Source organism: Arcicella sp. GW458-12-2-14-TSB2, assembly GCF_059423785.1.
On record NZ_JBWKYN010000194.1, the window covers coordinates 1 to 10896 of the forward strand.

Below are 10896 nucleotides of genomic sequence, written 5' to 3' on the forward strand. Positions count from 1 at the left end.
CCGTCTAACTACGAGAAAAACCCCGTTAACTACGAGAAAAACCCCGTTAACTACGAGAAAAACCCCGCCAACTACGAGAAAAACCCCGTCAGTTTTTAAATTCTTAATTTTCAAAGGTCATAGATGATTGTTTTGGGTATTTCTAGTGATTGTATTCGTATGAACTACGAGGAAAAACCCGTCAATTAAATTTATAATATTTTATTGCGAGTAGATTTGTGTTTTCTCGTAATAAAATATTATTTTTGAACCTATGAGACAGCAAAAGAAACCTACAATTCTAGAATCAGATATAACTGTTGCACAACACAATGAGTTAGTAAAAGCCAGATTCAATATGTCGTTGATGGAAACTCGCCTATTCATTGCTTTATTAGGTCGTATCAATAAAGGCGACACAGATTTTTCTTTATGCAGAATACCTATCTCAGAAGTTTCCTCTAATGTTGATGGAGGAAAAGCATATCAAGATGTTAAAGAAGCTGTAATTAAACTATCTAGTAAAGTTATTACAGTTGAGACTGTTGACCATAATGGCAAACGTGAAATTATCAGTGACCCGTTGATGGCTACTTGTCGTTATAAAGATGGCTCTGGTTTTATTGTTGCTCAGTTAAATAGCTTTGTTAAGCCCTATCTTTTACAATTGAAAGGAAACTTTACTGTTGCAGAAATCAAAGTACTTCTTCAATTGCGTAGTTATTATTCATATAGAATTTACTGGTTACTGAAGTCATTTTCTTATAATTCAAATACCTTTAGCTTAAAGGTTGATGATTTGAAAACAATGATGGGCATTGAAGGACAGTATCCTAATTTTTATGATTTTAAAAAATGGGTGTTACTGGTTTCGCAGCGTGAATTAACACAAACAGATATGGCTTTTTCTTTTAATGAAATCAAGGAAGGGCGTTCTGTGAAACAAGTGGAGTTTGTCATCAATAGGCAACTTTCTTTGCCAATGGAAGAAGAGTTGAATTTACCGAATCATCTACAGAGTTTACTATCTGAAATTGGTGTGAGTCTAAATTCTATGCAAGAAATTAGCGAAATACTCAATAGTGGAAAAATAGATGAAGATTATATTTACTATGTTATTAAAGAATTAAAAGATAAAAAATCTAAAGGAAGTATTAAGTCGCTTTCAGGTGCTATTTACTCTGCCATTACTAAACAACATTTAATGGAAACATATATTAGCCAGAAAAATGATAAAATATATAAGCAACCAATTTCAACAAAAAGTAAAGAAGCCAGCCAGCCAGTTGTTAAATTAAAAGTAAAAGAGCAGGAAGAAGGATTTATAGCAATGTTAAAAAGGGGAGTAGCACCAGCAGAAGATTTTGATACTTATGTGGCTACTTTATTGGCAGAAGGGTTTAGATTAGAACTTATAAATGGTGAGGAATATTTAATTAAAGACTAGTGTAAAAATTATATGAAAGTATTTTCAATTACCAATAATAAAGGAGGAACAGGAAAGACCACCACCACGCTCAATTTAGGGGCAGCTTTGGCACATAAAGGCTTCAAAGTACTCTTAATTGACCTTGATGCCCAATGCAACCTTAGTATTGCCTTAGGAGTCAAGAATAATGCTAGTCACATAGGGGAATTACTAGTAGGAGAGTCAACGTTTGAGCAAACCTTGATTAAAAAAGAAAAGATGGATATTTTACCATCAAGTAGATTACTTTTGAGCTTTGAGTACAGAATTAATATGGAACCAGATTCTGGTTATTTTTTACAGGAACAACTTGAAGGAAAAGATTATGATTATGTTTTGATTGACTGTCCACCAAGTTTGGGTTCTTTGACAGTAAATGCACTTGTGGCAAGTGATTATTTCATTGTACCCATTCAAGGAGAAAACTTTGCTTATGTTGGTTTAGATGAAATTTTGCAATTATGTGCTAAAATCAGAAAGCGAATGAACCCAAATATTCAATTAGGTGGAATTTTGTTGAATAAATTTGATATGAGAACAAAATTCAGTCAGATGATTTATACAAAATTGTCGGAAAATTCCGACATCAAACTTTATAAATCTAACATTCGTCAAGACGTTTCTTTGATGGAATGTACAGCATTTGCCCAAAGTATCTTCGAATATGCACCTGAATCAAGAGGAGCGAGCGATTATATGGTACTTTGTGAAGAAGTACTCAATCAGTAGGAGGGAAGCTTTCTGTAAAAGTAAAAGAAGTAGAAATTTTAGTAGTTTAATTGAGTATAAAAATGGCAAAGAAAAGCTTTAGTAATGATTTATTAAGAGATTTGCATAGCGAATCACTGTTAACAGATATTGTCCCGCAGGTAGAAGAATCGACAACTCTTTCAGCTTTGAACACAATTGAACTAGATAGATTATCATTGTGTGAGTCGGTTATAGAGAAGGGTTTAAATACCTTTGTTGAGGTTGGAAATGCACTTTTTGAAATTAGAAATAATAAATTATACAGAGATAAATTCACAACATTTGAAAGCTATTGCCGAGATAGATGGAATCTAAAAAGACAAAGAGCCTATGAATTAATGGATGCAGCAGCTGTCGTAAATACTTTGTCGGAAATTTCCGACAAAAATGAGCAAGATAGTCAAGTGTCAATTATTGTTCCTACAAAAGAATCTCATGCTGCTGCTTTGAGTAAAGTTCCAGAAGAATTTAGAAGTGAAGTGTGGGAAAAAGCATTAGAAAAAAATCAATCATCTGGAAAAGTAATTACTGCAAAGATGATTGATAGTATCGCAAAGGAGCTAGGTAATATTGCTATAGACGTATCGCCTGAAATAGAGGAGAGAAAAGGTTTAGTAAAACAAATACGAGAGAAAGTAAAGAAAGCCAAGCTAGACCAAATTTTAGTAGAAATCAAAGGAGATTTTTTGATAGAAAACGATTTAGTTTCGGTTTGGCAATCATTAAATAAAGATTCTTCTGAAATTACTGAAACATACAAAGCATATATTTCTTTAGGACAAGCTGAGGAATTGGGTTTGATACGTAAAGCTTGAAAATAAATTTATTTTTTACTCCAACACAAATGAATCAAGTAAGTGTTTATTTTAAATAATAGGTGTTCATCTCTAAATTGGCTATAGTTACTAGAATAATCATAAACAGTATCATTAGTATAATTTTTAAAGAGCCTCTGCACCGTCAGAACGAAGCACCAAGCAAACCATACATGCTCTAGTGGTTGGATAATAATTGAATAAAACTATAAAAGTTGTTACTATATTTTCCGTGTTAACACAAATGGATGTTTACAAGTTTTTTTTCTGTTAACGGGCGTTAACACTAATGTTTACATAAGGGTTAACAAATGTAAACACTTGTTAACATGATACTTATAGCAAATTTTTAGCATTTTCTAAAAAAGAAATATCTGTTAACAAATAAAACCAAGAAAAAACATAAAAAAGTTGTATTCTATTCTGTAACATCCATTTAATAAGTAATATATACTCTTTGGAGGTGCTTCTATTATTGAAAAGAGGTTGCTCAAAACTTTGAGTCAACCTCTATATTGTTTGTTTGGGTAAGATTATATTGACAGCATTGTAATTGGCGTAGGAAACTGTCTTATTCTTTTCTAAAATTAGCAAATGGCTCAAAAATATTTAAAGTATAATTCCCGTATCCGTTCTTATAGGATTGTGCAATAATTTTATATGTTACTTTGGGTAAATCGGGACTAATAAATTATCAATTTTGTTTTTTGTTTGCGAGTTCAAAATCTCCTTCAGATGATTGCATATTGGCTATTTTTTTAAGGATGAGAGCGAGCATGCATTTTTGTTTACTTCGATCCTATTAGATTTTGAATTAATGTCGGCACTATATTTAAACCCTTTATTTAATAAAAATTCAGCTCCACATCCATACATATTTCCAGAAAAACTTGTAGTTGAACTCACGGGCTGTCCTAAAGAAGCCAAAGGAATGGAAAATTCATCTTTTCTTAACCCTCCAGGGATTTGATTATCTCTCATTTCAGAGATAATGTGGAATTCTTTTTTATCATTATCATAAGTAATTTTAAACTTTTGACGATTATTTGAGTCATCATAGTCTTTGAAGATAACTTCATCTTCAAAAGTTTCAGTTTTTGTAATATCAATGGAGAGATTAGTAGTATATAAATAATTATTCATGCCAGAACATCTCATGGAGATATTATAACTGTCTTTTAATATAAATCTTAATCTTGATAACTTACTTTTAGTAAAAGAATCCCAATTATATTTATCTGATGTTGTCATTGCTTTAGGGCCTCTTCTAGTGTCTTTATTCTGTTCACATGTGTATGTCTCTCTTCCCTGAGAGTGTATTATTGCAATCTTGTTATTTTCTAAATTACCAATAGTCCCTATATGACTCCCATTGTCAAAGATGATAATATCACCAGTTTTCCAATCGTTATCACTCCATGAATTAATGTCAGTTTTTCTGTAGTAATATATGTGTATTTTGAAGCATCTAGCCATTTCTTCCAATTTTCAACCTTTGCCTGTTCAGCGGCTGTTCCTGTGTAGATATTAATTCCAGTTTTTAATGCTCCTTGGTACAACATTCCTGAGCAATCTAAACCAGCAAGACTCTCTTTACACCTTGATTGTGAATGAGAGGGGGTAATATTGTCAGACTTTCCATTATAAACATACGCTAATCCATTTGGTTGATTGGGGTATATTTTTGCATAAACGTCCCTTAATGTGAATGTCACTTGATTTTTGGCAATATTGTTAGTGAGTTCGGTGAGCTGATCATTTGGGGATAAGGGCGTTGCACTTACCCTTAGTTGACCTGAAAAGTTATTACCTAATTTATTTCCATATTTTTCTTTTAGATAGGAGTCAAACTCAAATGTAGTCAAACCATTTATTCCTACGATTTTTGTGGTATCAATTTGGATAACATCAAACTTATCGAACTGTTTCATTAACTCTTCAGGCGTTGTATCACCTATTGGTTCTTGAATATCAACACTTTTATCCTTACATGAGAGGTTAAAAAGTATTATGCTTAACAGAAAAGCAATATAAATTTTCGAAAAAAAAATCTTTTTCATAAGATAGCTATTGTATGTTTTAATTGTTTAGTTATTCGTTTCTAAGCCTGTTTCGTGAACTTCATGTTCAACTGATTGATTAAAGCAGAACTCGTTTTTTATGTTGTTTCTAATTTTTATTTACATTTTTTAGTTGAATAAGATTGCTCACCACAATTGCAGTGAGTAATACAATCAAACTACTTTAATCTAAACCCTATCCCAATTCTTGCATTGGTTGAACCTACAGCTCCCAATTCTCCGAATGCACCAATTTTATCAGAGAAGTAGTATTTAGCACCCAAATGTATCCCCAAGTATATACCACTTCCATAAGAGTCTATTGAAGTTCCATAGTAGGAGTCTTTCCAACTAAAACTTCTGTATCCTAAACCTGCCCCTGCATATAGATCCAATTTCTCATCTTTGATATTCAATACTTTGTTGAAATGATACGAACCTCTTCCTCCGAAATACAAGGCAGTAAATCGATAACCATAATTTGATGTTGAGAGATAATCTACATTAGCTCCAACACTGAGGTCGTCGTTGATACCTACTTCAAAAGAAGCACCGAATGGGGTAAAATTAAAAGAACGTACATAAATCGTCGCAGGTCTGGCAGATTTTTTCTTCTTGACAATTGTTGAAACTACACGATTCTCAGGCGGTTCATTAGCTTCTTTTTTGGATATATTCTTTGAGTGATAGATATTTTCCGTATCCTAAATGAGTTTTGATGATAGTGTTGAGTGGAACGCCTAATTTATGTAATTGAAAAACCTTCTCTTTATCTTGGTCATAAATGGATTTTTGTATGACTCCTTTGGGTTTACCTAATTTGATTCCCATTTCTTTTCTTGCCCTAAGTCCTTCTTTGGTTCTTTCTGAAATAAAATCTCTTTCGAGTTCCGCTATCATTGAAAATATAGTGAGCAAAACTTTGTTGGTCATGTCGTGCTGATTGCTGGGGTCAAGATGTAAATTTTGTTTAATGAGAATAAGTTTACATCCTTTCACTTGAATCAATTCTTCGATTATTTGTAAAACCTCTTTGATTGACCGCCCTAAACGGGAAAGTTCGGAAACAATAACGGTGTCTTGGGCTGAGACTTTATCCAATAATTCGGTAATTTTTCTTTTCTCAGCAGACTTTCGAGAAGAGACTTCAACTTCAATCCATTCATCGACAATCATCTTTCGCTCGACCACATAACGAGCAATCAGGCTCTTTTGACCATCGGCAGATTGGTCAGCCGTAGAGGTGCGAATGTATCCTAAAACCATAATTTTTGTGTGATTTTGTAAAAAGGTATTTTAATGCCGTAAAGATGTAAAATAATACTGGTATTATGCGTACCTTTTAGGCATAATCTCTCAGCTTCTTTAACGCTCGTTATTTCCAATGGCAAGAAAGGAATATTTATCATCTGACGAACGGTCTCGTTTTGATTCTCCACCTCAATTGGAGAACATTCGTATCTTGATTGAAATACCGATTTGGGCAGAGAATTATTTGAAAACTTTATTCACCTCTACCAATAAAACGGGTTTCATTCTGCAAATGGGGTACTTTCGAGTCACCACTCGTTTTTTCAACCCCAACTTATTTTATGAACACGACATCAATTTGGTGGTTGAAAAGTTTAAATTTGACCCCAATGATATTAGTATGATTGACTATGCCCACAGTCGAACCAGTTATCGCCACCAAGAGGAAATTCTTAGAGAATTTAGTATCGCCGCTTTCAATACGGAGTACCAAGCCTTATTATATCAAGAAGCCAAACGGCTCACTTATCTGCAAACCAAACCTACCTTAATTTTTGATTCTCTGGTTTGTTTTCTTCAAGAAAAAAGAATTGAAATTCCTACGTATAATGCTTTACGGGAGATTGTTACTAAAGCCCTTGACGCATTTGCCAAAGATTTAGAAGCCATTATTCAAACCTATTTATTGGATTTGGATAGAGATTTATTAGAGCAACTCGCCCAGAAACAAAAAACAGAATTTTCTGAGAAAAAGAGTGGTTATGAGCGATATGAATTGACTTTTTTCAAAAGAATAACGCAATCTATGCAGCCCATGCAAATAAAGGAAAGACTTGAATTATTTATAGCCTTGAAGTTCAAATACCAACAATTGCAATCCATTATCAAAAAACTAAAACTTTCGGATGCCACTATACGCTACCTTGCCGACTATATTCTGGATAATCAGTCCTCACAAGCCATAAAACGAGTAAATGAGCATTATTTACAGTTGATTGCCTTCGTGATTCATCAGTATTTCAGTTTGGGGGATGCGTTGATTCTAACCTTGAATAGTGCCGTTACTTCGACTTTTAATGATGCCGAAGATAGACTGAAAGAAGAGCATTACAAGAACCGTTTTGTCAATGCTCAGTTGGCTAATCAGGTTACTCGGCGAAGTACCACGCACATTGATGCCTTGGGAGATATTGAAACGATTATTGAAAATGTGCAAACCGATGATAGCCAAAAAGTCGAGCAAATCAGGCAACTAATTGTTCAAAAAAGAGTCAGAAAATCCGCTTTGGATGAAGACCAAGAACGATTAAATGAACTAAAAAGGTAAATCAACCCATTTCCAATCGGGATGATTATTATAAATCCCTTGAAAAAGAGTCCATCAAGTTACAGAACCGAGTGACTCATATTGTCGTGGCATTAGTATTTGACATTGAAAAATCGCAGGAGGATATTTGCCAAGCCGTTACCTATTTCCAACAAAAGAAAGGCGATATTAGCCACAGTAACAAATTACCGATTGATTTTTTAGGGATGGATGAAAGACAAAAAATCTTTACTGATTCGGGCAAATTACGCATCTCACTCTACAAGGCTTTACTTTTCAGAGAAATTAAAGAACACATCAAAGCGGGGTCTTTGAATGTCATTTCTTGTTATGAATACCGAAGTTTTGAAGAGTATTTAATTCCACGTAATCAATGGAATAAGCACAAAGAAGCCCTTTTAGAGAAAGCGAATCTAACAAAACATAGTAGTGCTGCTAAAACACTTTTAGCCCTCAATGATAAATTGAACCAACAATTTAAGATAACCAATGACCGATTATCGGAGAATAAGGATGTCTATTTTGATAAAGATGGACAGTGGCACTTACACCGCTACAAAGCCGATGGCGATAACATCCCCATTGACAACAAGTTGCTTTATCCACCTAATCGGTCAATTCCTTTGTTACAGGTGCTTATTCAAATAAATCAACTCACGGGTTTCTTGGAGGCTTTTCAACACAAAACGGAACATTACGTACCGACTCGCCCTGGGAATAACATTTTCTATGCGGCAATTATTGGATTTGGAGAAAACATTGGTATCTCTGAGATGGGTGATATTTCGAGAAATATTGCCAAAAACACCCTTGAAACGGTTGCAACACATTATTTCTCCCCAGAAATGACCTTGAAAGCTAACGATTTAATTCTTTCCATGAGTAATAAATTACCAATCATCGACTTTTTTAGACAGCAATCAGGATTTGTTCATACGGGGAGCGATGGGCAGAAATATGATATTTCAGTACCGTCTTTGCGAGCTTCTGCCTCTTTTAAATATTTTGGTAGTGGAAAAGGCATCACGGTTTATTCTCATTTAGATGAAGCGGGGCAACTCATTATTTCAACCGTTTTTAGTGCTTCGGATAGAGAAGCTCACTACCTCTTAAATATGCTTACTTACAACGAAGTCATTACTCCAGATGCCCATTCTACGGACACGCATGGTTATACCGAGCCTGTTTCAGCCATTACGGGCTTAATTGGTATTGAGTTTCGTCCTCGATTAGCAGGACTTTACAAACGAAACCTTTACGCCATTGATGCCGTCTGGACTTATAAAGAATTGGGCTATAAAATTTCTCCCGATGCCAAAATTGATTATGAGCATTTAGTCGCTCAATGGGATGAAATTTTACGAATGACTGCCACCATTAAATTAGGTTACAATAAAGCATCGACTCTTTTCAAAAGGCTCAATTCTTATGCAAGACAGCATCCACTTTATAAGGCTCTGACGGACTTGGGAAGACTTTACAGAACAGATTATACCCTAAGAGTTATGGACTTACCATCCCTCAGAAAGTCCGTAGAAGGTGTTTTATCCAAAACGGAACATTCCAACAACCTTGCTTCCGCAGTAACGCATGGCAATAATCAGCAACTCATTTGGGCTTCCTACGAAGACCAACTCAAAGCAGAAGGATGTAAAAGATTAATCATGAATGCCATTAACTATTTCAATCTTCTGTTACTTTCTGAGAAACTGAGCCAATGCAAGACGGAGCAAGAAAAGCAATCACTTTTAGCCATTATTGCAAAATCGTCTACGCATACTTGGCGGCACATCAATCTTTTAGGAATGTATGACTTCTCAGATACGGAGGTTAGCCATGTATTTGACCTGCAAGCAATTATGGCTCTCAAATTAACTCGTTGAAATTTAGAATTTTGACATGAATATTTTCAATATTCTAAGTTTACCCAACTTAAAAAGTTACAATAAACAGTTGATTCAGAACTCTTGATTCAGGTGATTCCATTGATTCCATTGATGCTGATTCGGTTGAATCAATTGATTCTGACCTTGATTCAATTGATTCTGATTCGGTTGATTCCGCTGATTCCGAACTTGGTTCAATAGATTCACCAGATTCTGATTCAGGTGATTCTATTGATTCTGAACTTGATTTGGCTGATTCCAATTCGATTAATTCTGTGATAATTTCAATAATTTGAAGTCAAAATAATTTGAAGTCTTGGAGAATTATATAGAAGGAACTCGCTGAGAATCAAGTAGTCAATATAAATATGAAGTACAAAAATTCTGGAAGACCCGCGACGATTTTGTACGTTCTTTTAATTTTACCCGAGTTGTTCGAGAAAACAAAGAAATCAAATGAATATTGGAACGGTTTTCAAAATGGATGTGAAATTAATCGAATCGGAGCGTAGGAAGCCCTACCTCATGGCGACCAAGAAGATTTTGGGACAGTTAAGTTTGTTTTGACCAATTAGACGGGAGGGAATAAATAAGTTTTCAATGATAAGGATATTCTTCATTTGGAAATTCCTCTGTGAATTCTTCATACGTTGGCATTTTTTCTTTGAATAAAAATTCCCAATGGTTTGTTTTTTTTACTTTTACGTTCTTTCTCTTTTTTGGTTTTGGAAATGTATCTCTTTCGAGGAAAGCTAAATAAGCCCCGAACATCGTTTTAAAGCAATTGGGTGTTTTCAGCAACCTAATAACATAAATGACTCCCGAAATGAAAATTCCGAGAAAGAAAATAGCGTATATGACAGTTTCTGACATAAATCAAATGTTTTTCCAAATGGCTAATTCTTCAACAGAAAGATGCCTTGCCATATATTCTTCCAAACCAACATCGTTGAGTTCCATATAAAAACGTCTAAACGGGAAGCTAAGTATTCCTTTTTCAAATCCATCTTTGCGAAAAATTTTTGCGGCTCTTCGTGGCAATCCTTCAAGCCAATCTTCCCAATCTTGGATAGTTGGTTCAAATTTTATTCCATCACCTTTATGATATTGAGAGGCAACTATGCCGATGCGTAGCGTTAGCTCCATTTCAATTCGAGTTTCTCCTTCAAATTGCCTAAGGTATTTTAATTGACTTTCTGTAAAATTTAGGCTCATTTTCAATATTTTATCTACTCTAAATTAATGAAATTTTATGATAATTCAAAATGTTAATTATTGGCATTTAATTTAGTTTATTGCCAATAATTTAAAATTTGATATTTTATTTTTCATCGTTTTGTATTTATATGAGTTGAAAGTA

At 34.2% G+C, this 10896-nt stretch carries 11 protein-coding genes; 5 read left to right on the forward strand and 6 right to left on the reverse strand.

Going from position 1 to position 10896, the window contains the following annotated elements; genetic code table 11:
• The first annotated feature begins 253 nt into the window (after positions 1–253).
• From AC07XN_RS20755 to AC07XN_RS20765, 3 genes are all read left to right on the forward strand, one after another.
• Positions 254–1426 carry a replication initiation protein gene (locus tag AC07XN_RS20755; RefSeq protein WP_494744427.1) on the forward strand — a complete coding sequence of 391 codons (1173 nt, stop codon included), beginning with the start codon at positions 254–256 and terminating at the stop codon, positions 1424–1426.
• 12 nt (positions 1427–1438) lie between these two features.
• Positions 1439–2176, forward strand: a complete 738-nt coding sequence (locus AC07XN_RS20760) for a ParA family protein (protein WP_494744428.1) — start codon at positions 1439–1441, stop codon at positions 2174–2176.
• Between the two features lie 62 nt (positions 2177–2238).
• Positions 2239–3012 (forward strand): hypothetical protein, encoded by a 774-nt coding sequence (locus AC07XN_RS20765; RefSeq protein ID WP_494744429.1) that lies wholly within the window; start codon positions 2239–2241, stop codon positions 3010–3012.
• A gap of 750 nt (positions 3013–3762) precedes the next feature.
• Here AC07XN_RS20765 and AC07XN_RS20770 read toward each other — a convergent pair.
• The 4 genes from AC07XN_RS20770 to AC07XN_RS20785 form a co-directional block, all read right to left on the reverse strand.
• Complete coding sequence (locus AC07XN_RS20770) at positions 3763–4263, reverse strand: hypothetical protein (RefSeq protein ID WP_494744430.1); 501 nt, start codon at positions 4261–4263, stop codon at positions 3763–3765.
• A 107-nt stretch (positions 4264–4370) separates the two neighbouring features.
• Positions 4371–5072, reverse strand: coding sequence for a hypothetical protein (locus AC07XN_RS20775; RefSeq protein WP_494744431.1), 702 nt, complete (start codon positions 5070–5072; stop codon positions 4371–4373).
• Between the two features lie 179 nt (positions 5073–5251).
• Complete coding sequence (locus AC07XN_RS20780; RefSeq protein ID WP_494744432.1) at positions 5252–5530, reverse strand: hypothetical protein; 279 nt, start codon at positions 5528–5530, stop codon at positions 5252–5254.
• Between the two features lie 196 nt (positions 5531–5726).
• Positions 5727–6338, reverse strand: coding sequence for a recombinase family protein (locus AC07XN_RS20785; protein ID WP_494744433.1), 612 nt, complete (start codon positions 6336–6338; stop codon positions 5727–5729).
• A 118-nt stretch (positions 6339–6456) separates the two neighbouring features.
• On the opposite strand from AC07XN_RS20785, the gene AC07XN_RS20790 reads away from it, so the two are divergent.
• Both AC07XN_RS20790 and AC07XN_RS20795 read left to right on the forward strand, forming a co-directional pair.
• Complete coding sequence (locus AC07XN_RS20790) at positions 6457–7650, forward strand: DUF4158 domain-containing protein (RefSeq protein ID WP_494744434.1); 1194 nt, start codon at positions 6457–6459, stop codon at positions 7648–7650.
• An 86-nt stretch (positions 7651–7736) separates the two neighbouring features.
• Positions 7737–9533 (forward strand): Tn3 family transposase, encoded by a 1797-nt coding sequence (locus tag AC07XN_RS20795; RefSeq protein WP_494744435.1) that lies wholly within the window; start codon positions 7737–7739, stop codon positions 9531–9533.
• Between the two features lie 600 nt (positions 9534–10133).
• Here the strand turns inward: AC07XN_RS20795 and AC07XN_RS20800 are convergent.
• Together AC07XN_RS20800 and AC07XN_RS20805 are read right to left on the reverse strand one after the other, a co-directional pair.
• Complete coding sequence (locus AC07XN_RS20800) at positions 10134–10409, reverse strand: hypothetical protein (RefSeq protein ID WP_494744436.1); 276 nt, start codon at positions 10407–10409, stop codon at positions 10134–10136.
• A gap of 3 nt (positions 10410–10412) precedes the next feature.
• Entirely contained in the window at positions 10413–10751 is a 339-nt protein-coding gene (locus AC07XN_RS20805; RefSeq protein WP_494744437.1) for a hypothetical protein, read from the reverse strand.
• Positions 10752–10896: the final 145 nt, after the last annotated feature.